Below are 23,991 nucleotides of genomic sequence, written 5' to 3'. Positions count from 1 at the left end.
TAAAAAAAGAGACCGAGGCGCTCAGCGGCGAGGGAAACTAAAAAAAGAGACCGAGGCGCCGATGAGCCGGGTTTGTGAGCCGGCCATTGCGTCCCGGGTTTCAGGTGATTAAACTGCCGCGCTCTTTTCCCCGGGCACAGGCCCGGGGCAATGGAAGTATTCAAGAGGTTATAAGTAGATGGCGACAATCAGCCAGCTGGTGAGAAAACCGCGCAAGCGCAAGGCCGACAAGAGCATTGTGCCGGCGCTGCAGGGCAGTCCGCAGAAGCGTGGCGTCTGCACCCGGGTCTATACCACCACGCCAAAAAAGCCGAATTCGGCGCTCCGCAAGGTCTGCCGTGTGCGCCTGACCAATGGCTATGAGGTGTCGTCCTACATTGGTGGCGAAGGCCACAATCTGCAGGAACACTCTGTGGTGTTGATTCGCGGTGGCAGGGTCAAGGATCTCCCCGGAGTCCGCTATCACACAGTACGCGGCACTCTGGACACGTCCGGTGTCTCGGATCGCCGTCAGGCACGCTCCAAATATGGTGCCAAGCGGCCGAAGTAACAGACGAAATGCCTGTAGATGCTGAGGTTTCCTGGGGTGCCCCGGTAGATACTGATTCAACAGATAGACGCCGGTCCGACAAAGACCTGGCTCAATAACAGACACTGCTCCAGTACAAGGGAGTTCAATCCAGCCACATAGGTGTATCCAACCAACAGATGAGCGGTGTGCCGGAGGGTACCGGCCACCCGCCGTAAAGGCGCGAAACGCGCCTGCGGTTTTCATCTCCAAGTAAGGCCCCGGTCTGATCTCGGGGGTCCACCTGAAGCTAAGGAGAAATCATGCCAAGACGTAGAGTCGTTGCGAAACGGGAAATCCTTCCGGATCCCAAATACCACAATCAGACGGTCGCCAAGTTCATCAACCATGTGATGGTCAGCGGAAAGAAGGCCGTGGCTGAGCGTATCGTTTATGGGGCTCTGTCCCGGGTCGAAGAGCGCGGCAATCCGGATCCGGTGGAGGTTTTCACCAAGGCACTGGATGCCGTGGCACCCTATGTGGAAGTGAAATCCAGACGGGTGGGCGGCGCGACCTACCAGGTTCCGGTGGAAGTCAGGCCATCGCGCCGGGAAGCCCTCGCCATGCGCTGGCTCGTGGACAGCGCGCGCAAGCGCGGGGAGAAATCCATGGCCGCCCGGCTCGCGGGTGAGCTGATGGATGCGGCTGACGGTCGCGGCACCGCTGTTAAGAAGCGTGAAGACACGCACCGTATGGCCGATGCCAACCGGGCGTTCTCCCACTATCGCTATTGAGTCTGCATCGCCTTCATCTGCATGTAACTCGAGATCTGTAGCCAGGTCAGAATCAACTTAATCGGAGAGCATCATGGCTCGTAAAACCCCTCTATCCCGCTACCGCAACATTGGTATCGTGGCGCACGTCGACGCGGGTAAGACCACGACGACCGAGCGTGTGCTGTTCTACACCGGTCTGTCTCACAAGATTGGTGAAGTGCACGACGGCGCAGCGACCATGGACTGGATGGAGCAGGAGCAGGAGCGCGGGATCACTATCACTTCTGCGGCCACGACCTGTTTCTGGAAAGGCATGGACCAGCAGTTCGATGAGCATCGCGTCAACATCATCGACACCCCCGGACACGTGGACTTCACAATCGAAGTGGAGCGGAGTCTGCGGGTACTCGACGGTGCGGTCGTGGTCTTCTGCGGTACATCCGGTGTGGAGCCTCAGTCTGAAACAGTGTGGCGGCAGGCAAACCGCTATGAAGTTCCCCGTATCGTTTTTGTGAACAAGATGGACCGGCAGGGAGCAGACTTCCTTCGGGTAGTTGCTCAGATCAAAAACCGGCTCGGCGCCAATCCTGTGCCGATTCAGCTGTCAATCGGCTCGGAAGAAAAATTCAAGGGCATTGTCGACCTCATTCGTATGAAGGCCATCTACTGGAATGAAGAAGACCAGGGTCTGACCTACGATCTGAAGGACATTCCGGCCGACATGCAGGCCGAGTGCGAGGAGTGGCGCGAGCACATGGTCGAAGCGGCTGCGGAAGCCAACGACGAATACATGGAGAAGTATCTCGATGGCACTCCGCTGACCAACGAAGAGATCAAGAAGGGTCTGCGTATCCGCACCCTCAACAACCAGATCGTGCCCGCCCTGTGTGGCTCTGCCTTCAAGAACAAAGGCGTGCAGGCCATGCTCGATGCGGTAATCGAGTATCTGCCGGCACCTCCGGAAGTGAAGGCGATCGACGGCATCCTGGAAGATGGTGAAACCCATGGCACCCGGGAAGCCGACGATGCGGCACCTTTCTCGGCGCTGGCGTTCAAGATCGCCACCGACCCGTTCGTCGGTACTCTGACTTTCTTTCGCGTTTACTCCGGCGTATTGAGTTCCGGCGACCAGGTCTATAACCCGGTCAAATCCAAGCGTGAGCGGGTTGGCCGGATGGTGCAGATGCATGCCAACGAGCGAAATGAAATCAAGGAAGTGCGGGCCGGCGACATTGCCGCCGCGATCGGCCTGAAGGACGTCACCACGGGTGACACGCTCTGCGCCATGGACTCGATTATTACCCTCGAGCGCATGGAATTTCCGGAGCCCGTGATCTCCGTTGCCGTGGAGCCGAAATCGGTTCCGGACCAGGAAAAAATGGGCGTCGCGCTGGGCAAACTGGCTCAGGAAGACCCTTCGTTCCGTGTGCACACGGATGAGGAATCCGGTCAGACGATCATCTCCGGGATGGGCGAGCTGCACCTGGACATCATCGTCGATCGGATGAAGCGGGAATTCGGTGTCGAGGCCAACATCGGCAAGCCTCAGGTGGCTTACAGAGAAACGATCCGGGCCACGGTCGAACAGGAAGGCAAGTTCGTTCGACAGACCGGCGGGCGCGGCCAGTACGGCCATGTCTGGGTCAAGATCGAGCCGCTACCGGAGAACGAGGAAGGCACGATTTACGAGTTTGTGGATGCTGTCGTGGGTGGTGTGGTCCCGCGGGAATATATCAGTGCGGTATCGAAAGGTATCGAAGAGCAGATGAAGAACGGTGTTATCGCCGGTTATCCGCTGATCGGCGTGAAGGCGACCCTGTTCGACGGCTCGTACCACGAAGTCGACTCCTCGGAAATGGCATTCAAGATTGCCGGATCCATGGCAATGAAAGAGGGTGCCCTGAAGGCGCGCCCGGTACTGCTCGAGCCGATCATGAGCGTGGAAGTGGTGACACCGGAAGACTACATGGGAGATGTGGTCGGCGATCTGAACCGTCGTCGCGGCATCATCCTGGGTATGGATGAAAATCCTGCAGGAAAAATCGTACGCGCGGATGTGCCGCTCGCAGAAATGTTCGGCTATTCGACCGACCTGCGATCTGCGACCCAGGGTCGCGCGAACTACACGATGGAGTTCGAAAAGTATGCCGAGGTGCCTGACAGCATCGCGGAAGGCGTGATCAAGCGTAAGTGAGATCCTTGGGGCTGGAGGACGCTTGTGGTCCGCCGACTACTGAAACTGGAGATTAGGAATTAGCCATGGGCAAAGAAAAATTTGAGCGTAAGAAGCCGCACGTAAACGTTGGGACGATTGGTCATGTAGACCATGGCAAGACGACGCTGACGGCGGCGCTGACGAAGGTGTGTTCAGAGACCTACGGTGGCACCTTTCTGGCGTTTGACCAGATTGACAATGCACCGGAAGAGCGCGAGCGGGGCATCACGATTGCGACCGCGCACGTGGAGTACGAGAGCGCGAAGCGTCATTACGCCCATGTGGATTGCCCGGGACACGCGGATTATGTGAAGAACATGATCACCGGGGCGGCACAGATGGATGGAGCGATTCTGGTGGTATCGGCGGCGGATGGCCCGATGCCGCAGACGCGGGAACACATTCTGCTGTCGCGGCAGGTGGGTGTGCCGAAGATCGTGGTCTTCATGAACAAGGCGGACATGGTGGACGATGACGAGCTGCTGGAGCTTGTTGAGATGGAAGTCCGCGAACTGCTGGACCAGTACGAGTTTCCGGGTGATGACACACCGATCATCATTGGCAGTGCGCTGAAGGCCCTGGAAGGGGATGCGAGCGACATTGGTGTACCGGCGGTACAGAAGCTGGTTGAGGCGCTGGATGAGTACATTCCGGAGCCTGAGCGGCCGGTGGATCGTCCGTTTCTGATGCCGATCGAGGACGTGTTCTCGATATCGGGTCGGGGTACGGTGGTGACGGGTCGAGTGGCCCGGGGCATCGTGAAGGTGGGTGATGAGATCGAGATTGTCGGGATCAACCCGACGTCGACGACGACGTGCACCGGGGTAGAGATGTTCCGCAAGCTGCTGGACGAAGGTCGGGCAGGGGAGAACATCGGCGTGCTGCTGCGTGGCACGAAGCGGGAAGAGGTTGAGCGGGGTCAGGTACTGGCGAAGCCGGGATCGATCACGCCGCATACGGTGTTCGAGTCGGAAGTCTACGTGCTGTCGAAGGATGAAGGCGGGCGTCATACGCCGTTCTTCAAGGGGTATCGTCCGCAGTTTTTCTTTGAGACGACGGATGTGACGGGCACCTGTGAGCTGCCGACGGACGTGGAGATGGTGATGCCGGGAGACAACGTGAATATGGTGGTGACGTTGATTTCGCCGATTGCGATGGAAGAAGGCCAGCGTTTTGCGATCCGTGAAGGTGGCAGAACGGTCGGCGCCGGCGTGGTAACGAGTATCAAGGAATAGTGAGCAAGCCGACCGTTCTGCTTAGCTGATCCGCAAAGCGGATCAGCCGGGGGCTAGAACGGTCGGCGCCGGCGTGGTAACCACCATCAAAGAGTAGTCGGGAAACAGGCGCCGGGGGCGGCAAAACCGCCCCGCGGCAACTCGCTGTTGCTAGATCAGAGCCTGATCTGTATTATCCGCGCTCCGTTTTGCGCATGAAACGGTGGGGACGAAAAGTCTGCCAGACCGCCACAATTAGTACTCAAAGCGGCTGCCAGTTACCTGTTTTTATAGTGAATTTTATTGGAGTTGGGGCCAGGTGCAGAACCAACGGATCCGTATTCGCCTGAAGGCGTTTGACCATAAGCTAATTGACGTTTCCACTCAGGAGATCGTTGATACGGCCAAGCGTACTGGTGCCCAGATCAAAGGCCCGATTCCGCTGCCGACCCGTAAGGAGCGGTACACGGTGCTGGTATCCCCGCACGTCAACAAGGATGCGCGGGATCAGTATGAGATCCGCACCCACAAACGCCTGCTGGACATCGTCGAGCCCACGGAAAAGACCGTGGATGCCCTGATGAAGCTGGATCTGGCAGCGGGCGTAGAGGTGCAGATCAGTTTGAATTGACTTGGCGCCGGCCTTTGCAGCCGGCGTTTTTGTGCCTGATGGCGGACTCGCCGACAGGCCGCAACAGGGCCCCGATAGGGGGCCAGCGAACGTAAACGGACCGTTTACCGGCGCCATCCCTCCAGTTCGCGGAGGTGGATTGCAGGTAAGCGGTTTTGGCATCTTGAGCGAACGCGACGGTAACCCGCAGCGCTCGCCGGATTGAGAAGACTGGGAACTACGAATGACAATCGGTCTGGTAGGTAGAAAAAGTGGCATGACGCGCATCTTCACTGAAGACGGCGTATCTATTCCTGTCACCGTCATCGAAGTGGCGCCGAATCGGGTCACCCAGGTGAAGACCCTCGACAAAGACGGCTATGTCGCCATTCAGGTGACAGCCGGCGAGGTCAAGCAGAACAGGGTGAGCAAGCCGCTGGCAGGTCATTTTGCCAAGGCGGAAACCCCGGCAGGTCGCGGTCTCTGGGAGTTCCGGGTGGACGAAGTCCCGAGTGAAGTCACGGTGGGCTCTGAGATCAGCGTCGCGCAGTTCTCGCCGGGTCAGCTGGTTAATGTCCGCGGAGTCTCGAAAGGTAAGGGCTTTGCGGGTGTGGTGAAGCGCTGGAACTTCCGTACCCAGGACGCCACCCACGGGAACTCGGTCTCCCACCGGGCACCGGGTTCGATCGGGCAGAATCAGTCGCCAGGCCGTGTATTCAAAGGCAAGAAGATGTCCGGGCACCTGGGCGACGTCCAGGTCACCACAGCGAACCTGGAAGTGGTGCGGGTAGACAGCGAGAGAAACCTGCTGCTGGTCAAGGGTGCGGTTCCTGGTCCGGCTGGCGGCGATGTGTACATCCGCCTGTCGGTGAAAACCAAATCTTCCGGGGCTGCGTAAGGAATAGATGACATGAACCTGAACTTGGCAGCAAGCGGTGGCAGCGTCGAAGTATCCGAAACCGCCTTCGGTCGTGAATTCAATGAGGCACTCGTCCACCAGGTGGTCGTGGCCTATATGGCCGGAGGCCGGCAGGGCTCCAAGGCCCAGAAGACCCGCGCGGAAGTCCGCGGTGGTGGCCGCAAGCCCTGGCGTCAGAAAGGTACCGGCCGTGCGCGCGCCGGCAGTATCCGCAGCCCGATCTGGCGAGGAGGCGGCACCACGTTTGCGGCGCGGCCCCAGGATCACTCCCAGAAGGTCAATCGCAAGATGTACCGGGGTGCGCTGCGCTGCATCCTCTCGGAACTGGTGCGCCAGGAACGTCTCGTGGTCTGCGAGGATTTCGGTCTCGAGTCACCCAAGACCAGGGGTCTGCTGGCGCGGCTGAAAGACCTGCAGCTGGATAGCGTGCTCATCGTCAGCGAGGAAGTGGATGAGAATCTCTATCTCGCTTCCCGGAATCTGAAGAGCGTGGATGTGCGTGACGTGCAGGGTGTGGATCCTGTCAGTCTGATCAGCCACGACAAGGTGCTCATGACTGTGGGCGCGTTGCGAAAGCTCGAGGAGGCGCTGGTATGAACGCAGAACGTCTGTATACCGTGCTCGTTGAGCCGCACTTTTCGGAGAAGGTCTCCGCTCAGGGTGACATTGCCAATCAATACGGCTTCAAGGTCTCCGTTGATGCCACCAAGGCCGAGATCAAAGAGGCGGTGGAAAAGCTCTTTGGTGTGACAGTAGACAAAGTCACCACATTGAACGTCAAGGGTAAGACCAAGAAAACCGTTCGCGGCGTTACCCGTAAGAAGAACTGGAAGAAAGCCTACGTGCGGGTTGCTGCTGGTCAGGAACTCGATTTCATGGCGGCGGATTAGTAGCAAATGGCTGTAATCAAGACAAAACCGACATCACCCGGCCGGCGTTTCCTGGTCAAAGTGGTTAATCCGGAGCTCCATAAAGGCGCGCCGTACAAACCGCTGCTGGCTCCGAAATCCCGGAATGGCGGTCGCAACAACGCAGGTCGTATCACCACCCGTCATCAGGGTGGCGGACACAAGCAGCACTATCGCATCGTCGATTTCCGTCGCAACAAGGACGGTATTCCTGCGGTGGTGGAGCGGCTCGAATACGATCCGAACCGGACCGCGAATCTGGCCCTGCTCAAGTACGCCGATGGTGAGCGTCGCTACATCATTGCACCGCGTGGCGTCAGCGCCGGCGATCAGCTGATGAGCGGTACTTCGGCGCCAATCCGTTCCGGCAACACCATGCCGTTGCGGAACATCCCGCTGGGTAGCGTGATCCACTGCGTGGAGCTGAAGCCGGGCAAGGGCGCTCAACTCGCACGCAGTGCCGGTGCATCCGTTCAGCTGGTTGCCCGGGAAGGCACCTATGCCACCCTGCGGCTGCGTTCCGGTGAAATGCGCCGCGTGTTTTCCGAATGCCGGGCAACACTCGGCGAAGTGGGCAACAGCGAACACAACCTGCGCTCCTACGGCAAGGCGGGCGCAAAGCGCTGGCTTGGTATCCGCCCGACAGTGCGTGGTGTGGCGATGAACCCGGTTGACCACCCCCACGGTGGCGGTGAAGGAAAGACATCCGGAGGCCGCCACCCGGTAAGCCCCTGGGGGCTGCCGACCAAAGGCAAGAAAACCCGGAGCAACAAGCGCACCGATAACCTCATCGTACGCCGCAGAGGCAGGAGATAAGCATGCCCAGATCGCTGCGCAAGGGTCCGTTCGTTGATCTGCACCTTTCGAAAAAGGTGGAGACCGCTGTAGCCAGCAATGACAAGAGACCGATCAAGACCTGGTCGAGACGTTCGATGGTGCTGCCCGACATGGTGGGTCTGACAATCGCCGTGCATAACGGCCGTCAGCACGTGCCGATACTCATCAACGAAGACATGGTTGGACACAAACTGGGCGAATTCGCGCCGACCCGGACTTACCGTGGTCATGCTGCGGATAAGAAGGCTCGCCGTTAGGCGGGTGCGCAACGTGCGTGCAACAGCTGCATGCGTGCAATAACTGATTGGTCAGGTGATACGAAATGGAAGTAAGTGCAACCGCAAAAAGATTGAGCATCTCGGCGCAGAAAGCGCGCCTGGTTGTCGATCAGGTGCGCGGGAAGCCGGTCAGCGACGCACTGGATATCCTCAGTTTCAGCCCCCAGAAGGGTGCTGTGCTGGTGCGTAAAGTTGTCGAATCTGCAATCGCCAACGCGGAGAACAACGAAGGCGCGGATGTGGATGAGCTGAAGATCTCGGCGATCTTCGTGAACGAAGGCATGTCGATGAAGCGGATTCGGCCGCGTGCCAAAGGCCGTGCGGATCGGATTGTGAAGCGGACCAGTCACATCACTGTGACTGTCTCGGACGAGTAGGAATTTATATGGGTCAGAAAGTTAATCCCACCGGGTTTCGATTGGGGATTGTCAGAGAGCACACCTCAATCTGGTATGCGGACAAGAAAAACTATGCCGACTATCTGCTGAACGATATGGCGGTCAGAGATTTTCTGCGTCAGCGCCTGTCCCAGGCGTCGATCAGCCGGATCGATATCCAGCGCCCGGCGCAGACCGCGCGGATCACCATTCATACAGCTCGTCCCGGGATCGTGATCGGGAAGAAAGGTGAAGACGTGGAGCGTCTTCGTAAGGAAGTCGCGGTGATGATGGGTGTGCCGGTACACATCAACATCGAAGAGATCCGCAAGCCGGAACTCGACGCCCTGCTGGTCGCACAGAATGTGGCTCAGCAGCTTGAGCGACGCGTGCAGTTCCGTCGTGCGATGCGCCGGGTGATCCAGAATGCCATGCGGCTGGGCGCGGAAGGTATCAAAGTGCGCGTAGCCGGCCGTCTCGGTGGTGCGGAAATCGCCCGCAACGAGGTTTACCACGAAGGCCGGGTACCGCTGCATACCCTGCGCGCCGACATTGACTATGCAACATGGGAGGCGAAGACCACCTATGGCGTCATCGGTATCAAGGTCTGGGTCTTCAAAGGCGAAGTGATTGGCGGCAGCGACAAGGGTAAGGCGGCAGCATCCGCTTAGAGGGTGCGCGGCAGGAATTAAAGGAAGAGCGACGTGTTACAGCCGAAAAGAACCAAATTCAGAAAGATGCACAAAGGACGCAACCGCGGCCTGGCATTGCGCGGCAGTCGTGTGAGTTTCGGTGAGTATGGCTTGAAGGCGGTAGGTCGCGGGCGCATGACCGCGCGTCAGATCGAAGCCGGCCGGCGTGCCATGACCCGACACGTGAAGCGTGGCGGAAAAATCTGGATTCGCGTGTTCCCCGATAAGCCCATTACCAAGAAGCCGCTTGAAGTCCGGCAGGGTAAGGGTAAGGGCGCAGTGGAATACTGGGTGTGTCAGGTACAGCCCGGCAAAGTCCTCTATGAGATGGAAGGGGTTACAGAAGTAGTGGCGCGCGAGGCATTCACGCTTGCGGCCGCAAAGCTGCCGTTCAAGACGGCGTTTGTTAAGCGGTCGGTGATGTAGCGGCGGAATACAGCGGCGGAATAGTAATGAAAGCGTCAGAAGTGAAAGAACTGAAAACCAAGAGCGTCGACGAGCTCACCAAGGAGCTGCTGCGCGTGCGTAAAGAGCAGTTCAACCTGCGCATGCAGAAGGCCAGTGGTCAGCTGGGCCAGGTGCATCTGCTGAATGAAGCTCGGCGCGACATAGCTCGAATCAAGACAGTGATCCGGGAGAAGCGGGATGTCTGAGGATCTGAAAGTTACGCGCAGCGCCACGGGCACTGTGGTCAGTAACAAAATGAACAAGACGATTACCGTTCTGATCGAGCGGCGGGTGCAGCACCCGGTCTACGGCAAGATCATCCGTCGATCGTCGAAGCTTCATGCCCATGATGAAGACAACAGCTGCAACATCGGCGATCTGGTCACCGTGACCGAGTGCCGGCCGCTGTCGAAGACGAAATCCTGGAAGCTCGAGAGCATTCTCGAGCGTGCGGGCGAGGTGTAACGGTGATTCAGACAGAAAGCATGCTGGAGATCGCCGATAACAGCGGCGCGCGTCGTGTGCAGTGCATAAAGGTGCTGGGCGGTTCGCATCGTCGGTATGCGTATATCGGCGACATCATCAAGGTCACCATCAAGGAAGCGATCCCCCGTGGCCGGGTCAAGAAAGGCCAGGTGATGAATGCTGTAGTTGTACGTACCCGGAAAGGCGTGCGCAGACCGGACGGCTCGATCATCCGGTTCGATACCAACGCCGCGGTGCTGCTGAATGCACAGAACCAGCCGGTAGGCACCCGGATATTTGGACCGGTAACCCGCGAGCTGCGCACTGAAAAGTTCATGCGCATCATCTCGCTGGCACCGGAAGTACTCTGATTCGAGAGACCCCAGAGGTCAGCGAATAAAGACTGATTGAGAAGCTTTAACGATGTTGAAGATTAAGAAAGACGACGAAGTGATCGTGATTGCGGGCCGCGACAAGGGCAGGCGGGGCGACGTGCTGCGTGTGCTGGATAACGGCAAGCTGATCGTTGCCGGTGTGAATATGGTGAAAAAGCACCAGCGCCCCAACCCCAACATCGGTCAGCAGGGTGGCATCGTCGAACAGGAAGCGCCGATCGATGTTTCCAATGTGGCGATCTGGAATGGCGAGCGGGCAGACCGCGTGGGTATCCGGGTGGAAGACGGTAAGAACGTCCGGTACTTCAAATCTACCGATAAGGCGATTGACTGATCATGACGACTCTTTATCAAAGATATATGGACGAGATCCGTCCGAAGCTCCAGGAGGAGCTCGGGCTGAAGAACGTCATGGAGGTTCCGCGACTGCAGAAGGTCACACTCAATATGGGCGTGGGCGAAGCGGTTGGCGACAAGAAGATCATGGATAACGCGGTTGGCGACATGACAGCGATCGCCGGTCAGAAGCCGGTAGTCACCAACGCGCGCAAGTCCGAAGCGGCGTTCAAAATCCGCACCGGCTGGCCGGTAGGCTGCAAAGTCACGCTGCGCCGCGACCGCATGTACGACTTCGTCGATCGTCTGATTGGCATCGCGATTCCCCGGATCCGGGACTTCCGTGGTCTGAATCCGCGCTCGTTTGACGGCCGTGGCAATTTCGCGATGGGACTGCAGGAGCAGATCGTGTTCCCGGAGATCGAATACGACAAGATCGACAAGGTCCGGGGTCTCGACGTGATCATCACCACCAGCGCGCGAACCAATGAAGAAGGCCTGGCCCTTCTGCGGGCGCTCAACTTTCCGTTCAGAAACTAGGTAAGACGCGAGTTATGGCAAAGACATCAATGATCGAGCGGGAAAAGAAGCGAGCCAAGACGGTCGCCAAATATGCCGCGAAGCGGGCCGCGCTCAAAGCAATCATAGCTGATCGCAATGCGTCCGACGAAGAGCGCTGGGATGCTCAGCTGAAGCTGCAGGCGCAGCCGCGAAATGCCAGCCCGAGCCGGCGTCAGCGCCGCTGCGGACTGACCGGCCGGCCCCATGGTGTGTACCGCAAGTTCGGTCTGGGTCGAAACAAGCTGCGCGAAGCAGCCATGCGGGGCGATGTGCCCGGCCTGGTCATGGCCAGCTGGTAAGGGAGTACCCCAATGTCGATGCAAGATCCGATTTCCGACCTGCTGACTCGAGTGCGCAATGCGCAGCGTGCGGGGCATGTGGATGTTTCGATGCCGAGTTCCAGTGCCAAGGTTGCCGTCTGCCAGGTACTCAAGGATGAAGGGTACATCGCCGACTTCAATGTCGACGGCGATGCCAAGCCCCAGCTTCAGGTGCAGCTCAAATATCACCTCGGCAGACCGGTAATTGAAAAAATTGACCGGGTCAGCCGTCCCGGGCTGCGGGTCTACAAGGCCTGTGAGGAACTGCCGAAGGTTGAAGGTGGGCTCGGCGTTGCGATTGTGAGCACCAACCGCGGCATGATGACAGACAGAGCAGCTCGGGCAGCGGGTGTGGGCGGCGAAGTCGTCTGCACCGTGTTCTGATCGCCGGGTCTGATTTCAGCAAGGTAACAGCATGTCACGTATAGCGAAATATCCGGTCGATCTGCCCAAAGGGGTGGAAGTAAAGATCAATGGCCAGCACATCAGCGTGAAAGGCGCAAAGGGCTCCATGGAAATGGACGTCCACGGCGATGTTCAGGTGGTACTGGAAGACAACAGTGTCCGTTTCGCCGCACGCAGTGGCGGGAAGCTGGCTAAGGCGCTTTCGGGTACGACTCGGGCACTGGTGAACAACATGGTCACCGGGGTTTCCAAAGGCTTTGAGCGTCGTCTGCAGCTGCAGGGCGTTGGCTATCGCGCCCAGGCACAGGGTCGGAAGCTGAATCTCCAGCTGGGTTTCTCCCATCCGGTCGAGTATCAGCTCCCGGAAGGCATCACAGCCGAGACGCCGACGCAGACCGAGATCATTGTCACCGGATGCGACCGCCAGCAGGTTGGTCAGGTTTCGGCAGAAATCCGCGCGTTCCGCCCGCCGGAGCCTTACAAGGGCAAAGGAGTGCGTTATTCGGACGAGCGGGTACGCCGCAAAGAAGCCAAGAAGAAATAACAGCAAGAGTTAACAGACAGCACTAAGTAGTCGGGAGACGTAGCCCGAATACGTAAAGAGACGAACAGGTAACGACACAGATGGACAAGAAGTCAGCGAGATTGCGAAGGGCACGCCGGGGGCGTTCCAAGATGCGTGAACTGCGCGTCATGCGGCTGAGCGTGCACCGCACACCGCGGCACATCTATGCCCAGGTGATTGCGGCTGAAGGTGATCGGGTGCTGGCCGCGGCTTCGACTCTGGACAAGGATCTGCGCAGTGGCAGCACCGGCAATGTGGATGCGGCAGCCCGGGTCGGCACGCTGATCGCGGAAAGAGCCAAAGCTGCCGGTATCACCTCGGTGGCATTCGACCGCTCCGGGTTCAAGTACCACGGACGGATCAAAGCGCTTGCTGATGCGGCGCGTGAAGGCGGATTGGAGTTTTAGCGATGGCGTATACCGAAGAAAGTCGGGAAGAAGGACTTGTCGAGAAACTGGTGCAGGTGAATCGGGTTGCCAAAGTGGTCAAAGGTGGCCGCATTTTCGGCTTCACAGCACTCAGTGTGGTGGGCGATGGCAACGGCCGGGTTGGTTTCGGTCGTGGCAAAGCCCGGGAAGTACCGGTCGCTATTCAGAAGGCGATGGAAGCCGCCCGTCGCAATATGGTCCAGGTGGATCTGAATGGTTCGACCCTCTGGTATCCGATGGTGGGGCGCCATGGCGCATCGAAAGTGTTCATGCAGCCTGCATCAGAAGGTACCGGCATCATCGCCGGAGGCACCATGCGCGCACTGCTGGAAGCCGCCGGTGTGCACAACGTGCTGGCGAAGTGCTACGGCTCCACCAATCCGGTGAACGTCGTGCGGGCCACCTTCAAGGCGCTGACGACCATGCGGTCGCCCAATGCGGTGGCAGAGAAGCGCGGTAAAACGCTGGAAGAGATCGGCGCCTGATCTCGAAGATAAGGATTTAGGTAGCAGTCATGAGTGGAAATTCGATTCGAGTGACACTGGTCAAGAGCACGGCCGGTCGGCTCAAGAAGCACAAGGCCTGTGTGGCGGGCCTGGGTCTGCGCCGCATCGGCCACTCGGTGGAAGTGGAAGACACGCCTGCGAACCGGGGCATGATCAATCGGGTCAGCTATATGGTCCGCGTGGAAGGAGAGCAGTAGAAATGCATCTCAATAATTTGAGCCCGGCGGAAGGCAGCCGGCGCAGAAAGCGACGCGTTGGTCGCGGACCGGGTTCCGGCTGGGGCAAGACCTGCGCGCGTGGTCAGAAAGGACAGAAGTCCCGCAAGAGCGGTAATGTGCGGCCAGGCTTTGAAGGCGGTCAGCAGCCTCTCAAGCAGCGCGTTCCGAAGTTCGGATTCCGCTCGCGTGTTGGATTGTCCACGGCAGAAGTTCGACTGAGTGAAATCGATGCGCTGGGTGCGGATCTGGTCGATCTGGACGCGCTGAAGACGGGCAACGTGGTGTCGCGCAACATGAAGCGCGCGCGTGTAATTCTGTCCGGTGATATTCATCGTGCGGTTACCGTCAAAGGCGTGGCCGTCACCAGGGGCGCTCGCGCTGCAATTGAAGCCGCCGGGGGCAAGGTAGAAGACTGATGGCGACCAATCCGGGACAACTGGCGGGTGTGCAGGCGGGCTTGAGTGAGCTCCGCAGCCGGCTGCTGTTCGTCTTCATGGCGCTGCTCGTCTACCGGATGGGCACACATATTCCGGTACCCGGCATCAATCCCGATCGCCTGGCTGCGCTGTTCGACCAGCAGCAGGGTGGCATCCTCGATCTGTTCAACATGTTTTCCGGTGGTGCGCTCGAGCGGATGAGTATTCTCGCGCTTGGCGTGGTGCCCTACATCACCTCCAGCATCATCATGAACCTCATGACGATGATGTATCCGAGCCTGCAGCAGCTGCGCAAGGAGGGTGAATCCGGCCGTCGCAAGATCACCCAGTACACACGCTACGGCACACTGCTCATCGCACTGATTCAGGGCACGTCTCTGTCAGTCACACTGGCGAATCAGGGTCTGGCATTCACGACCGGATTTGCGTTCTTTTTTGTCGCCACGACAACTCTGGTAACCGGCGCATTGTTCATGATGTGGCTGGGTGAGCAGATCACCGAGCGGGGTGTCGGTAACGGTATTTCGCTGATCATCTTCTCCGGAATTGTATCCGGGTTCCCGTCGGCAATCGGTCAGTCGTTCGAGGCTGCACGGCAGGGTGATATCAACATCATTGCGCTGCTGGTGATCGGCATCCTGGCAGTGGGTCTGGTTGGTTTCGTGGTCTACGTGGAACGTGGCCAGCGCCGGATCGCGGTCAACTATGCCAAGCGTCAGCAGGGGCGGCGTGTGTTCCAGGGCCAGAGCAGCCATCTGCCGTTGAAAATCAACATGGCGGGCGTTATCCCTGCGATTTTTGCTTCCAGCCTGCTGCTGGCGCCGGCATCCATGGCGCAGTGGTTCGGGAATTCCCCGGGCATGGACTGGCTGCAGCAGATCTCGCTGGTACTTTCACCCGGCCAGCCGCTGTACATCCTCATGTTTGCAGGCGGGATCATTTTCTTCAGTTTCTTCTATACCGCCATCATGTTTGATCCGAAAGACATGGCGGACAACCTGAAGCGGCAGGGTGCCTACGTGCCCGGTATCCGCCCGGGTCAGCAGACGGCCAAGTACATCGACGATGTGATCACCCGGCTGACCGTATTTGGTGCGCTTTATGTCACCGCGGTGTGTCTGCTGCCGGAGTTCATGATCGTGGCGTTCAACGTGACCTTCCAGCTCGGCGGCACCGCAGTGCTTATCGTTGTGGTGGTGGCGATGGACTTCATGTCCCAGGTGCAGGCGCACCTGATGTCCAGTCAGTACGCAAAGCTGATGGAAAAATCGAATCTGAAAGGGTACGGCCGTAACGCCCGGGTGCGCTGAAGCACCCGGAACGAATCAGGCCTTCGAGGTTAGCAATGAAAGTAAGAGCATCGGTCAAGAAAATCTGCCGCAACTGCAAGATGGTTAAGCGGAATGGCGTGCTGCGGGTGATCTGCAAAGTAGAACCCCGCCACAAGCAGCGTCAGGGTTAACCGGCGTCAGGTCAGAGAGAAGTTAACGGAGCATATAGATGGCACGAATAGCCGGAATCAACATCCCGGACAACAAGCATGCGGTGATCGCGCTCACTTATATTTTTGGTATCGGGCGTACCACAGCGGCACAGATCTGTGATGCGGCTGGAGTCGAACCGAGCCAGAAGATCCAGGATCTCACCGAGGAGAAGCTGGACGTGATTCGTGGTGAGATCGCCAAGCGCTCGGTCGAAGGTGACCTGCGCCGCGAAAAGGCGATGAGCATCAAGCGTCTGATGGATCTGGGTTGCTATCGCGGTATCCGTCACCGGCGCGGTCTGCCCGTGCACGGTCAGCGGACACGCACCAATGCGCGTACCCGAAAAGGTCCGCGTCGTCCGATCAGAAAGTAGTCAAAGACAGGCAGCAAGGAATTCAAGGGAAACTTTAGGCATGGCTGAGAAGAAAGGCGCCAAGCGGGTTGTGATCGATGGAGTGGCTCATATCCACGCTTCGTTCAATAACACCATCATCACGATCAGTGATCGGCAGGGCAACACCGTGAGCTGGGCAACCAGCGGTGGCTCGGGTTTCCGCGGATCGCGGAAGAGTACGCCGTTTGCTGCGCAGGTTGCTGCGGAGAAAGCGTCACTGGTCGCGGTCGAAGGCGGCATGAAGAGCGTCGATGTGCTGGTCAAAGGCCCGGGGCCTGGCCGTGAATCCGCCGTGCGTGCACTGAACAATGCAGGACTGAAGATCAACAGTATTTCCGACGTGACCCCGATACCGCACAACGGCTGCCGACCGCCGAAGCGGCGTCGCGTCTAGACCATTGGGAGAATAGACAATGGCCCGTTACACAGGACCGAAACTCAAGCTGGCACGCCGCGAAGGAACAGATCTGTTCCTCAAGAGCGGTGTGCGGCCGATCGATTCGAAATGCCGGATCGACAACCCCCCGGGCCAGCATGGTGCGCGACGGACACGCCTGTCCGACTACGCCGTGCAGCTGCGCGAAAAGCAGAAAGTCCGCCGGATTTATGGAGTGCTCGAGAAGCAGTTCAGCAACTACTACAAGCGGGCGGACCGCCAGAAAGGTGCTACCGGTGAGAACCTGCTGCGCCTGCTCGAGAGCCGGCTGGACAACGTCGTCTACCGTATGGGCTTCGGTTCCACCCGGGCGGAAGCACGCCAGCTGGTTTCTCACAAAGCGGTTCTGGTGAATGGTTCGGCTGTGAACATTGCCTCGTATCAGGTGCAAGCCGAAGATGTGATCAGAATCGGCGAACATGCGCGCGAACAGCTCCGCATCAAAAGTGCACTGCAGCTCGCCAGCCAGCGTGCGCCAGTGGAATGGGTCGACGTTGACCAGGACAAGCTCGAAGGCGTATTCCGTCGGCTGCCCGACCGTGTGGAGCTTCCTGTCGAAATCAACGAAAACCTCATCGTCGAGCTCTACTCCAAGTAGACCAGGCTCAAGGAGACTAAAGTCAATGGCACAGTCCGTTACAGAATTTCTGACCCCGCGTCATATCGATATCCAGGAAATCAGCGCGTCCCGCGCTCGGGTGACCCTGGAGCCGCTGGAGCGGGGCTTCGGGCACACGCTGGGCAACACGCTGCGACGCATCCTGCTGTCGTCCATGCCGGGTTGTGCCATCACCGAAGTGCAGATCGACGGCGTTCTGCACGAATACAGCACCATGGAAGGCGTGCAGGAAGACGTCCTGGATATCCTGCTGAACCTCAAAGGTGTGGCCGTGGTTCTGCATGAGCAGGACGAAGTCGTGATCAGCCTGAGCAAGGATGGTTCCGGCGCAGTGACTGCCGGTGACTTCCAGCTCAGCTCGGGTGTTGAGATCGCGAATCCCGATCATCTGATCTGCACATTGAATGACAACGGCTCCATCCGCATGGAGGCGCGTGTCACCCGTGGCCGTGGATATGTACCGGTCGACAGTGTAGTGGACGAAGAAGCAGACTCCCGCCAGATCGGCGTCCTCCGTCTCGATGCGACTTACAGCCCGATGCGCCGTGTTGCCTACAGCGTGGAAAGTGCACGGGTCGAGCAGCGCACCGATCTGGACAAACTGGTACTGGATCTTGAGACCAATGGCACCATAGATCCGGAAGACGCCATCCGTCGCGCGGCAACCATTCTGCAGCAGCAGCTTGCAGTGTTTGTCGATCTGGAAAGCGAAGGTGAAGTTGCGGTCGAAGAGAAGGAAGACGAAGTCGATCCGATCCTGATCCGCCCGGTGGACGATCTGGAATTGACCGTGCGTTCCGCCAACTGCCTGAAAGCGGAAAACATCTACTACATCGGTGATCTGATTCAGCGCACCGAAGTCGAACTGCTGAAGACGCCGAACCTCGGCAAGAAATCGCTGACAGAGATCAAGGACGTGCTGGCATCCCGCGGCCTGTCCCTGGGAATGCGGCTGGAAAACTGGCCACCGCCGAGCCTGCGCTCGGATGACAAGGTCGCTTAGGAAAAGCGTGAGTCGCTTAGGAAAAGCGTGGGTCGCTTAGGAAAAGCGCGAGTCGCTTGAGGAGAATAAAGAATGCGTCATCGTAAAAGCGGCCGGCAATTGAACCGGAACAGCTCGCACCGTCAGGCAATGTTCCGCAATATGGCGGTGTCTCTGATCGCGCACGAAGTGATCAAGACGACTCTGCCGAAGGCGAAGGAGCTTCGTCGTGTGGCTGAGCCGCTGATCACCCTGGCGAAGTCCGACTCCGTCGCCAATCGGCGTCTGGCCTTCTCCCGTACCCGGGACAATGCCACGGTCGGGAAACTGTTCACCGAAATCGGCCCCCGCTACGCCGATCGCCCCGGCGGCTATACCCGGATTCTGAAGTGCGGCTTCCGCCCTGGTGATGCAGCGCCCATGGCTTATGTGGAACTCGTGGACCGCCCGGTCGTCGAGTTGGATGACCTCGAAGGCGCGGAAGAGGTCGAGACCGAAGACAAGTAGATGCCGACCCTGCCGCGCCTCCCTACCCGGGACAGCGCGGAAGCCTGATCAACGCCCGCTGCAGAGTCTGCTGCGGGCGTTGTCGTTTCAGCAGCCCGTACTTATCGGATCGGAGTCTGCTCTGGAAAGTTGAGTCGATGGGTGACGGTGTGACAGGGTCTTCAGCGCCTCACACTGCCGCTCCGCGGTTCCGCCTCTTAAGCGAACTTGCCTCGCTCAGGGCAGCGAGTCAATTCGCGGCCGAGGCGCAGTGCTACACGGCGCTGAAGACCCTGTCACCCCTCCACCCTTGCAATTATCTTCCCGGCAAAACGCTGTCAGCGAGCTGTGGCTCTCAGCCACACGGACAAAGCGTTGCGCTCGGCTCGGGTTCCTCACCTAACACTTCACACATAGCTCAAACCAGCCACTGGGAACGAAATACGAGTGCGGCGGGCCAACGGGGGGTTCGGGACAGTGCTGCGGCGCTGAGGGCGGCGGATTGACTCGCGGCTCTGCGCGAGGCAAGTCCGCCAACCGAAGGCAGCCGGGACGGCCGCCGCAGTGTCTCGAACCCCCCGTTGGCCCGCCGCACCTGGATCACCCTTCCAAAGCCCTGATTTGAGCGACGAGCGACGAGCCGACTGTGCCGCGAGCCTATGCCGCGCTGGCCCGAGCCTTGAGCAGCGCCTTGAGGTACTTGCCTGTGTAGGAGCGCCTGTTCCTGGCGAGTTCTTCGGGTGTACCCGTGGCAATGATCTGCCCGCCGCCCGATCCGCCCTCGGGTCCAAGATCGATGATCCAGTCCGCGGTCTTGATGACATCGAGGTTGTGCTCGATGACCACGACGGTGTTGCCGTCGTCCCGCAGGCGGTGCAGTACGTCGAGCAGCTGGGAGATATCCTGGAAATGCAGACCGGTGGTCGGTTCATCGAGGATGTAGAGGGTCTTACCCGTGTCGCGTTTCGACAGCTCCCGGGACAGTTTCACCCGCTGAGCTTCGCCGCCGGAGAGGGTAGTGGCGCTCTGGCCGAGCCGGATGTAGGAAAGGCCCACGTCCATCAGGGTCTGCAGTTTGCGGGCCAGCATGGGCACCGCATCGAAAAATTCCCGGGCGTCTTCCACGGTCATATCGAGCACTTCGTGGATGTTCTTACCCTTGTAGCGGACTTCCAGGGTCTCCCGGTTGTAGCGTTTGCTCTTGCAGACATCGCAGGGCACATAAATGTCCGGCAGGAAGTGCATCTCCACTTTGATCATGCCGTCACCCTGGCAGGCTTCACAGCGTCCGCCTTTCACATTGAAGCTGAAGCGTCCGGGTTTGTAGCCCCGGGCGCGGGCTTCCTGGGTCTGCGCAAACAGATCCCGGATCGGCGTGAACAGGCCGGTGTAGGTGGCCGGGTTGGAACGGGGGGTACGGCCGATGGGGCTCTGGTCGATATCGACCACCTTGTCCAGATGCTGCAGACCGGTGATGGACTCGTGGGGTGACGCGGTGAGGGTCGTCGCCTTATTGAGTTTTGCGGCACTGACCGGAAACAGCGTGTGATTGATCAGCGTCGATTTCCCGGAACCGGACACTCCGGTCACGCAGGTCAGCAGTCCGCAGGGAATGTCCACCGTCAGAGACTGCAGGTTGTTGCCGGTAGCACCGCTTACCCGAACGACCTTCTTCGGGTTATAGGCGGTGCGTTTCGCGGGTACCTTGATCTGCTTTTTCCCGGAGAGATACTGACCGGTAATCGATTTCGAACTCCTGAGAATGTCTTCGATTTTTCCGGAAGCGACGATTTTGCCGCCGTGTACGCCGGCACCGGGGCCGATATCGATAATGTGATCCGCGCTGCGGATTGCCTCTTCGTCGTGTTCCACGACGAGCACCGTGTTGCCCAGATCCCGCAGATGGACGAGGGTTTTAAGCAATCGCGCATTGTCCCGCTGGTGCAGGCCGATCGAGGGTTCGTCGAGAATGTACATCACCCCCACCAGCCCCGCGCCGATCTGACTGGCAAGTCGGATTCGCTGGGCCTCACCACCGGAGAGGGTATCCGCGCTGCGATCCAGGGTCAGATAGTTGAGTCCCACGTCCACCAGAAACTGCAGGCGGGCGCGGATTTCCTTCTGAATCTTGTCCGCGATTTCGCCACGGCGGCCGGTGAGTTTGAGGCCTTTGAAGTAGTCGAGCGTGTCTTCAACGGACCCTGAGGAAATTGCCGGAAGATTCACCCCATCGATAAACACGTGCCGGGACTCCTCCCGCAGTCTGGTACCGGCGCATTTCGGGCAATCCCGCACCCGCAGGTAGCGCTGCAGATTCTCGCGCACCATGGTGGAGTCGGTTTCGAGATAGCGGCGCTCCATGTTCGGAATCACACCTTCGAATTTGTGCCGGCGCTGGATCACATCGCCCCGGTCGTTCACATAGCTGAAATCGATCCGCTCGCCGCCACTGCCGAAGAGAATGGCATCCCGGTGTTTCTGCTTCAGGGTTGCATAAGGCACTTCCACATCGAATTTGTAGTGCTCGGCCAGTGAGGTCAGCATGTGGAAGTAATAGACGTTGCGCCGATCCCAGCCGCGGATCGCGCCTTCCGCCAGGGTGAGTTCCTCATCCTGGACTACCAGCCCGGGATCGAAGAACTGTTTCACCCCGAGGCCGTCGCATTCTTCACAGGCGCCGGCGGGATTGTTGAAGGAGAACATGCGCGGCTCGAGTTCGCTGATGCTGTAACCGCACTGGGGGCAGGCGAAACGGGCGGAAAATACCAGCTCAGGCGCTTTCGGGTCATCCATGTCCGCCACCCGGGCGACGCCATCGGCCAGATTCAGCGCGGTCTCGAAGGACTCGGCCAGGCGCTGCTGGATGTCATCCCGGACCCGCAGGCGATCCACCACCGCCTCGATGGTGTGCTTCTTTTTCTTGTCGAGTTTTGGTGCTTCGTCCAGATCCACCACCAGGCCGTTGATCCGTGCGCGGATGAAGCCGTTGCTGATCAGCTCTGCAAATACATGCAGGTGTTCGCCCTTGCGCTCGGTCACCACCGGTGCCAGCACCATGATCCGCCTGTCCTTCGGCAGACTCAGCACCTGATCCACCATCTGGCTCACGGTCTGGGCATCGAGGGGCTCGTCGTGTGTCGGGCAGCGTGGCTCGCCGACCCGGGCGAACATGAGCCGCAGATAGTCGTAGATCTCGGTAATGGTGCCGACGGTGGAACGGGGGTTGTGCGAGGTCGATTTCTGCTCGATCGAGATGGCAGGAGACAGGCCTTCAATGTGGTCGACGTCCGGCTTTTCCATCATGGACAGGAACTGCCGGGCATAGGCGGAAAGCGATTCCACGTAGCGGCGTTGACCCTCCGCGTAGAGGGTATCGAATGCCAGGGACGACTTGCCGGATCCCGACAGCCCGGTAATCACGATCAGCTTGTCCCGGGGGATGTCCAGGTTGATGTTCTGGAGGTTGTGGGTGCGCGCACCCCGTACGGAAATAGTGTCCAAGGCGGGAAATCCGGCTCATCTGCAAGGGAACGGGACAACATAGACGGATCGATTCGACGGAGCAAGCTCAGCCGTGACTGACATCCTGAGAAGGGAAACTCTTCGGCTTTGGCACAGCTCATACGATAAACTTCGCCCCTGAAAGGGCTAACCAGGAATTGAGAGGCAAGAACTCATGGCACGGGGTATCAACAAAGTCATTCTGATCGGCAATCTGGGCAGAGACCCGGAAACCCGGTACACCCAGGGTGGCGGTCCGGTCACTAATTTCAGCTTGGCGACATCAGAGAGCTGGCGCGACAAGGCTTCCGGCGAGCAGCAGGAGCGCACCGAGTGGCACAACATCGTCTGCTTCGGGCGTCTGGCTGAAATTGCCGGTGAGTATCTGAAAAAGGGCTCCAAGGTGTTCGTGGAAGGCAGCCTGCGTACTTCGAACTGGGAGAAAGACGGTCAGAAGCATTACCGCACCGAGGTGATGGCGCGGGAGCTGCAGATGCTGGACAGCCGGGGTGGAGCAGGCGGCGCGCCGTCGGGCTTCGAAAACGAGCCGATGGGCGGCAGCTCGCGAGGCAGTTCGGCCGGCAGCAATACGCGGGACAATGCCCCGACTCTGTCAGACGATGGGGATTTCGACGACGATATCCCGTTCTGACCCACAGCCGGTCGCAACCAATACGGGTTGGCTCCCGGCCCGGCCCTGAGCGCTACACCAGCAACCAGATCAGCGCGGCACCCAGCACCAGCCGATAGATGACGAAAGGCATCATGCCGATGCGTTCGACCAGCGCCACGAAGGCGGCGATACACAGGTAGGCGCTCACCGCGGCCAGCAGAAATCCGGCGCCGAAGCCCAGCCAGGGCACCGGGTCTGCCGAAGTGACCAGATCGGTACCCAGGAGCACTGCAGCACCGCCGATCGCCGGTATGGCCAGCAGGAAGGAAAAACGCGCGGCGGTCGTCCGGCTCAGTCCGAGCCACAGGGCCGCTGTCATGGTGATACCCGATCGTGATGTGCCCGGAATCAGCGCCAGCACCTGAGCCGCACCGATCACCAGCACCTGGGTCCAGGTAAGCGCCTGCGGCGGATTGTTAAGCGCCTGCGGCGGATTGTTAGAAGACTGCGGCGGACGGTTAACAGCCTGCCCCGCGGACTCTGGCCTTCCCGCAGCCGTTCCCCGGTAGCGATCGGCGAAGCCGAGCAGCAGACCGAAGCCTATGGTGGCGGCGGCGATCACAGCCACGCTGCGCAGATTGTCACTGACCCAGTCCTTGAGCAGAAAACCGGCGAGTACCAGAGGCAGCGTGGCGACGCTCAGTTTCAGCAGTTCATCAAGCCGCGGATCCAGTGTGCGACCGTTCTGTCCCGGGGAAGTCCCGTCGAACAGCGTGAGGAAACCCTGCAGATAGCCGCCCAGTTCGGTGCGGAAATAGCCCAGCACTGCCATGAGAGTGCCCAGATGCACGGCAACGTCGAAGGCCAGGCCCTGGTCCGGCCAGCCGAGTATGTGGGAGGGAAGTATCAGGTGAGCCGAGCTGGAAATAGGCAGGAATTCGGTGATTCCCTGTACGAGCGCGAGTGCGATGATCTGCAGCCAATCCACGCCGGGCAGTCTATCGGTTGACCCCGGTCCGGGACAGGCCCGGATCACTCCACCCCGCGGGCGCGGCGGTG

At 59.3% G+C, this 23,991-nt stretch carries 35 protein-coding genes; 33 read left to right on the top strand and 2 right to left on the bottom strand.

All coding sequences use genetic code 11. The features are described 5' to 3' along the window. Positions 1–178: 178 nt before the first annotated feature. From rpsL to rplQ, 32 genes are all read left to right on the top strand, one after another. Positions 179–550 carry a 30S ribosomal protein S12 gene (gene rpsL / locus R3E82_14845; protein MEZ5552171.1) on the top strand — a complete coding sequence of 124 codons (372 nt, stop codon included), beginning with the start codon at positions 179–181 and terminating at the stop codon, positions 548–550. A gap of 281 nt (positions 551–831) precedes the next feature. After that, a complete protein-coding gene (gene rpsG, locus R3E82_14840; GenBank protein ID MEZ5552170.1) occupies positions 832–1,302 on the top strand; it encodes a 30S ribosomal protein S7 in 471 nt (156 codons plus the stop codon). A 73-nt stretch (positions 1,303–1,375) separates the two neighbouring features. Next, on the top strand, positions 1,376–3,478 hold the full coding sequence (gene fusA, locus R3E82_14835; protein ID MEZ5552169.1) for an elongation factor G: 2,103 nt from the start codon (positions 1,376–1,378) through the stop codon (positions 3,476–3,478). 65 nt (positions 3,479–3,543) lie between these two features. Continuing rightward, positions 3,544–4,734 (top strand): elongation factor Tu, encoded by a 1,191-nt coding sequence (gene tuf, locus R3E82_14830; protein MEZ5552168.1) that lies wholly within the window; start codon positions 3,544–3,546, stop codon positions 4,732–4,734. A 298-nt stretch (positions 4,735–5,032) separates the two neighbouring features. Beyond that, the gene (gene rpsJ / locus R3E82_14825; protein ID MEZ5552167.1) at positions 5,033–5,344 is read left to right on the top strand and encodes a 30S ribosomal protein S10; all 312 of its coding nucleotides are present in this window, start codon (positions 5,033–5,035) and stop codon (positions 5,342–5,344) included. Between the two features lie 223 nt (positions 5,345–5,567). After that, positions 5,568–6,221 (top strand): 50S ribosomal protein L3, encoded by a 654-nt coding sequence (gene rplC / locus R3E82_14820; protein MEZ5552166.1) that lies wholly within the window; start codon positions 5,568–5,570, stop codon positions 6,219–6,221. 12 nt (positions 6,222–6,233) lie between these two features. Further along, positions 6,234–6,839 (top strand): 50S ribosomal protein L4, encoded by a 606-nt coding sequence (rplD, locus tag R3E82_14815; GenBank protein MEZ5552165.1) that lies wholly within the window; start codon positions 6,234–6,236, stop codon positions 6,837–6,839. Beyond that, positions 6,836–7,132, top strand: a complete 297-nt coding sequence (rplW, locus tag R3E82_14810; GenBank protein ID MEZ5552164.1) for a 50S ribosomal protein L23 — start codon at positions 6,836–6,838, stop codon at positions 7,130–7,132. The genes rplD and rplW overlap by 4 nt, the downstream gene beginning before the upstream one ends. A gap of 6 nt (positions 7,133–7,138) precedes the next feature. Beyond that, positions 7,139–7,966, top strand: a complete 828-nt coding sequence (gene rplB, locus R3E82_14805) for a 50S ribosomal protein L2 (GenBank protein ID MEZ5552163.1) — start codon at positions 7,139–7,141, stop codon at positions 7,964–7,966. Between the two features lie 2 nt (positions 7,967–7,968). Next, entirely contained in the window at positions 7,969–8,244 is a 276-nt protein-coding gene (gene rpsS / locus R3E82_14800; protein MEZ5552162.1) for a 30S ribosomal protein S19, read from the top strand. A 65-nt stretch (positions 8,245–8,309) separates the two neighbouring features. After that, on the top strand, positions 8,310–8,642 hold the full coding sequence (gene rplV, locus R3E82_14795; protein ID MEZ5552161.1) for a 50S ribosomal protein L22: 333 nt from the start codon (positions 8,310–8,312) through the stop codon (positions 8,640–8,642). Between the two features lie 8 nt (positions 8,643–8,650). Continuing rightward, positions 8,651–9,313 carry a 30S ribosomal protein S3 gene (gene rpsC / locus R3E82_14790; protein MEZ5552160.1) on the top strand — a complete coding sequence of 221 codons (663 nt, stop codon included), beginning with the start codon at positions 8,651–8,653 and terminating at the stop codon, positions 9,311–9,313. A gap of 33 nt (positions 9,314–9,346) precedes the next feature. After that, positions 9,347–9,760, top strand: coding sequence for a 50S ribosomal protein L16 (gene rplP / locus R3E82_14785; protein ID MEZ5552159.1), 414 nt, complete (start codon positions 9,347–9,349; stop codon positions 9,758–9,760). A 26-nt stretch (positions 9,761–9,786) separates the two neighbouring features. Further along, positions 9,787–9,987 (top strand): 50S ribosomal protein L29, encoded by a 201-nt coding sequence (gene rpmC, locus R3E82_14780; protein MEZ5552158.1) that lies wholly within the window; start codon positions 9,787–9,789, stop codon positions 9,985–9,987. Beyond that, on the top strand, positions 9,980–10,246 hold the full coding sequence (rpsQ, locus tag R3E82_14775) for a 30S ribosomal protein S17 (GenBank protein ID MEZ5552157.1): 267 nt from the start codon (positions 9,980–9,982) through the stop codon (positions 10,244–10,246). Before rpmC ends, rpsQ begins: the two co-directional genes overlap by 8 nt. Before the next feature lie 2 nt (positions 10,247–10,248). Then, complete coding sequence (rplN, locus tag R3E82_14770) at positions 10,249–10,617, top strand: 50S ribosomal protein L14 (protein MEZ5552156.1); 369 nt, start codon at positions 10,249–10,251, stop codon at positions 10,615–10,617. A 52-nt stretch (positions 10,618–10,669) separates the two neighbouring features. Continuing rightward, complete coding sequence (gene rplX, locus R3E82_14765; protein ID MEZ5552155.1) at positions 10,670–10,975, top strand: 50S ribosomal protein L24; 306 nt, start codon at positions 10,670–10,672, stop codon at positions 10,973–10,975. Positions 10,976–10,977: 2 nt separating this feature from the next. Next, positions 10,978–11,517 (top strand): 50S ribosomal protein L5, encoded by a 540-nt coding sequence (gene rplE / locus R3E82_14760; GenBank protein ID MEZ5552154.1) that lies wholly within the window; start codon positions 10,978–10,980, stop codon positions 11,515–11,517. 14 nt (positions 11,518–11,531) lie between these two features. Further along, positions 11,532–11,837, top strand: a complete 306-nt coding sequence (rpsN, locus tag R3E82_14755; GenBank protein ID MEZ5552153.1) for a 30S ribosomal protein S14 — start codon at positions 11,532–11,534, stop codon at positions 11,835–11,837. 12 nt (positions 11,838–11,849) lie between these two features. Beyond that, positions 11,850–12,242 (top strand): 30S ribosomal protein S8, encoded by a 393-nt coding sequence (gene rpsH, locus R3E82_14750; protein MEZ5552152.1) that lies wholly within the window; start codon positions 11,850–11,852, stop codon positions 12,240–12,242. A gap of 31 nt (positions 12,243–12,273) precedes the next feature. Beyond that, the gene (gene rplF, locus R3E82_14745; GenBank protein MEZ5552151.1) at positions 12,274–12,807 is read left to right on the top strand and encodes a 50S ribosomal protein L6; all 534 of its coding nucleotides are present in this window, start codon (positions 12,274–12,276) and stop codon (positions 12,805–12,807) included. Positions 12,808–12,887: 80 nt separating this feature from the next. Further along, positions 12,888–13,235, top strand: a complete 348-nt coding sequence (rplR, locus tag R3E82_14740) for a 50S ribosomal protein L18 (protein ID MEZ5552150.1) — start codon at positions 12,888–12,890, stop codon at positions 13,233–13,235. 2 nt (positions 13,236–13,237) lie between these two features. Further along, entirely contained in the window at positions 13,238–13,741 is a 504-nt protein-coding gene (gene rpsE / locus R3E82_14735) for a 30S ribosomal protein S5 (GenBank protein MEZ5552149.1), read from the top strand. Positions 13,742–13,770: 29 nt separating this feature from the next. Further along, the gene (gene rpmD / locus R3E82_14730) at positions 13,771–13,959 is read left to right on the top strand and encodes a 50S ribosomal protein L30 (GenBank protein MEZ5552148.1); all 189 of its coding nucleotides are present in this window, start codon (positions 13,771–13,773) and stop codon (positions 13,957–13,959) included. A 2-nt stretch (positions 13,960–13,961) separates the two neighbouring features. Further along, a complete protein-coding gene (rplO, locus tag R3E82_14725; GenBank protein ID MEZ5552147.1) occupies positions 13,962–14,396 on the top strand; it encodes a 50S ribosomal protein L15 in 435 nt (144 codons plus the stop codon). Beyond that, positions 14,396–15,727, top strand: a complete 1,332-nt coding sequence (gene secY / locus R3E82_14720; GenBank protein ID MEZ5552146.1) for a preprotein translocase subunit SecY — start codon at positions 14,396–14,398, stop codon at positions 15,725–15,727. Before rplO ends, secY begins: the two co-directional genes overlap by 1 nt. A 35-nt stretch (positions 15,728–15,762) precedes the next feature. Further along, complete coding sequence (rpmJ, locus tag R3E82_14715; GenBank protein ID MEZ5552145.1) at positions 15,763–15,879, top strand: 50S ribosomal protein L36; 117 nt, start codon at positions 15,763–15,765, stop codon at positions 15,877–15,879. 38 nt (positions 15,880–15,917) lie between these two features. Next, complete coding sequence (rpsM, locus tag R3E82_14710) at positions 15,918–16,274, top strand: 30S ribosomal protein S13 (protein ID MEZ5552144.1); 357 nt, start codon at positions 15,918–15,920, stop codon at positions 16,272–16,274. Between the two features lie 40 nt (positions 16,275–16,314). After that, a complete protein-coding gene (rpsK, locus tag R3E82_14705; protein MEZ5552143.1) occupies positions 16,315–16,689 on the top strand; it encodes a 30S ribosomal protein S11 in 375 nt (124 codons plus the stop codon). Between the two features lie 19 nt (positions 16,690–16,708). Then, complete coding sequence (rpsD, locus tag R3E82_14700; protein MEZ5552142.1) at positions 16,709–17,329, top strand: 30S ribosomal protein S4; 621 nt, start codon at positions 16,709–16,711, stop codon at positions 17,327–17,329. Between the two features lie 25 nt (positions 17,330–17,354). After that, positions 17,355–18,353 (top strand): DNA-directed RNA polymerase subunit alpha, encoded by a 999-nt coding sequence (rpoA, locus tag R3E82_14695; protein MEZ5552141.1) that lies wholly within the window; start codon positions 17,355–17,357, stop codon positions 18,351–18,353. Between the two features lie 72 nt (positions 18,354–18,425). Then, complete coding sequence (rplQ, locus tag R3E82_14690; protein ID MEZ5552140.1) at positions 18,426–18,839, top strand: 50S ribosomal protein L17; 414 nt, start codon at positions 18,426–18,428, stop codon at positions 18,837–18,839. A 636-nt stretch (positions 18,840–19,475) separates the two neighbouring features. On the opposite strand, the gene uvrA is transcribed toward rplQ, so the two are convergent. Continuing rightward, positions 19,476–22,319, bottom strand: a complete 2,844-nt coding sequence (gene uvrA / locus R3E82_14685) for an excinuclease ABC subunit UvrA (GenBank protein MEZ5552139.1) — start codon at positions 22,317–22,319, stop codon at positions 19,476–19,478. A 175-nt stretch (positions 22,320–22,494) separates the two neighbouring features. Here uvrA and ssb point away from each other — a divergent pair, with 175 nt between their 5' ends. Next, entirely contained in the window at positions 22,495–22,971 is a 477-nt protein-coding gene (gene ssb / locus R3E82_14680) for a single-stranded DNA-binding protein (GenBank protein MEZ5552138.1), read from the top strand. Between the two features lie 52 nt (positions 22,972–23,023). Here the strand turns inward: ssb and R3E82_14675 are convergent, their stop codons facing one another. Next, positions 23,024–23,920, bottom strand: coding sequence for an undecaprenyl-diphosphate phosphatase (locus R3E82_14675; protein ID MEZ5552137.1), 897 nt, complete (start codon positions 23,918–23,920; stop codon positions 23,024–23,026). Positions 23,921–23,991 lie beyond the last annotated feature (71 nt).

It is taken from the genome of Pseudomonadales bacterium (assembly GCA_041395945.1).
Lineage (GTDB): Bacteria > Pseudomonadota > Gammaproteobacteria > Pseudomonadales > Azotimanducaceae > SZUA-309.
This window is presented reverse-complemented; position numbering and strand designations above follow the sequence as displayed.

Bases quoted from the DNA above. Each gene is read 5' to 3' on its own strand.
- rplC (MEZ5552166.1), top strand. From the start codon at position 5,568: ATGACAATCGGTCTGGTAGGTAGAAAAAGTGGCATGACGCGCATCTTC.
- rpmD (MEZ5552148.1), top strand. From the start codon at position 13,771: ATGAGTGGAAATTCGATTCGAGTGACACTGGTCAAGAGCACGGCCGGT.
- rpsQ (MEZ5552157.1), top strand. From the start codon at position 9,980: ATGTCTGAGGATCTGAAAGTTACGCGCAGCGCCACGGGCACTGTGGTC.
- rpsL (MEZ5552171.1), top strand. From the start codon at position 179: ATGGCGACAATCAGCCAGCTGGTGAGAAAACCGCGCAAGCGCAAGGCC.
- rpsG (MEZ5552170.1), top strand. From the start codon at position 832: ATGCCAAGACGTAGAGTCGTTGCGAAACGGGAAATCCTTCCGGATCCC.
- rplX (MEZ5552155.1), top strand. From the start codon at position 10,670: ATGTTGAAGATTAAGAAAGACGACGAAGTGATCGTGATTGCGGGCCGC.
- rpsM (MEZ5552144.1), top strand. From the start codon at position 15,918: ATGGCACGAATAGCCGGAATCAACATCCCGGACAACAAGCATGCGGTG.
- rplO (MEZ5552147.1), top strand. From the start codon at position 13,962: ATGCATCTCAATAATTTGAGCCCGGCGGAAGGCAGCCGGCGCAGAAAG.
- rpoA (MEZ5552141.1), top strand. From the start codon at position 17,355: ATGGCACAGTCCGTTACAGAATTTCTGACCCCGCGTCATATCGATATC.
- rpsC (MEZ5552160.1), top strand. From the start codon at position 8,651: ATGGGTCAGAAAGTTAATCCCACCGGGTTTCGATTGGGGATTGTCAGA.
- ssb (MEZ5552138.1), top strand. From the start codon at position 22,495: ATGGCACGGGGTATCAACAAAGTCATTCTGATCGGCAATCTGGGCAGA.
- rplV (MEZ5552161.1), top strand. From the start codon at position 8,310: ATGGAAGTAAGTGCAACCGCAAAAAGATTGAGCATCTCGGCGCAGAAA.
- rplR (MEZ5552150.1), top strand. From the start codon at position 12,888: ATGGACAAGAAGTCAGCGAGATTGCGAAGGGCACGCCGGGGGCGTTCC.
- rplW (MEZ5552164.1), top strand. From the start codon at position 6,836: ATGAACGCAGAACGTCTGTATACCGTGCTCGTTGAGCCGCACTTTTCG.
- rpsK (MEZ5552143.1), top strand. From the start codon at position 16,315: ATGGCTGAGAAGAAAGGCGCCAAGCGGGTTGTGATCGATGGAGTGGCT.
- secY (MEZ5552146.1), top strand. From the start codon at position 14,396: ATGGCGACCAATCCGGGACAACTGGCGGGTGTGCAGGCGGGCTTGAGT.
- rpsE (MEZ5552149.1), top strand. From the start codon at position 13,238: ATGGCGTATACCGAAGAAAGTCGGGAAGAAGGACTTGTCGAGAAACTG.
- rpmJ (MEZ5552145.1), top strand. From the start codon at position 15,763: ATGAAAGTAAGAGCATCGGTCAAGAAAATCTGCCGCAACTGCAAGATG.
- rpsN (MEZ5552153.1), top strand. From the start codon at position 11,532: ATGGCAAAGACATCAATGATCGAGCGGGAAAAGAAGCGAGCCAAGACG.
- tuf (MEZ5552168.1), top strand. From the start codon at position 3,544: ATGGGCAAAGAAAAATTTGAGCGTAAGAAGCCGCACGTAAACGTTGGG.
- rpsH (MEZ5552152.1), top strand. From the start codon at position 11,850: ATGTCGATGCAAGATCCGATTTCCGACCTGCTGACTCGAGTGCGCAAT.
- rplD (MEZ5552165.1), top strand. From the start codon at position 6,234: ATGAACCTGAACTTGGCAGCAAGCGGTGGCAGCGTCGAAGTATCCGAA.
- rpmC (MEZ5552158.1), top strand. From the start codon at position 9,787: ATGAAAGCGTCAGAAGTGAAAGAACTGAAAACCAAGAGCGTCGACGAG.
- fusA (MEZ5552169.1), top strand. From the start codon at position 1,376: ATGGCTCGTAAAACCCCTCTATCCCGCTACCGCAACATTGGTATCGTG.
- rpsS (MEZ5552162.1), top strand. From the start codon at position 7,969: ATGCCCAGATCGCTGCGCAAGGGTCCGTTCGTTGATCTGCACCTTTCG.
- rplF (MEZ5552151.1), top strand. From the start codon at position 12,274: ATGTCACGTATAGCGAAATATCCGGTCGATCTGCCCAAAGGGGTGGAA.
- rplQ (MEZ5552140.1), top strand. From the start codon at position 18,426: ATGCGTCATCGTAAAAGCGGCCGGCAATTGAACCGGAACAGCTCGCAC.
- rplB (MEZ5552163.1), top strand. From the start codon at position 7,139: ATGGCTGTAATCAAGACAAAACCGACATCACCCGGCCGGCGTTTCCTG.
- rpsD (MEZ5552142.1), top strand. From the start codon at position 16,709: ATGGCCCGTTACACAGGACCGAAACTCAAGCTGGCACGCCGCGAAGGA.
- rplE (MEZ5552154.1), top strand. From the start codon at position 10,978: ATGACGACTCTTTATCAAAGATATATGGACGAGATCCGTCCGAAGCTC.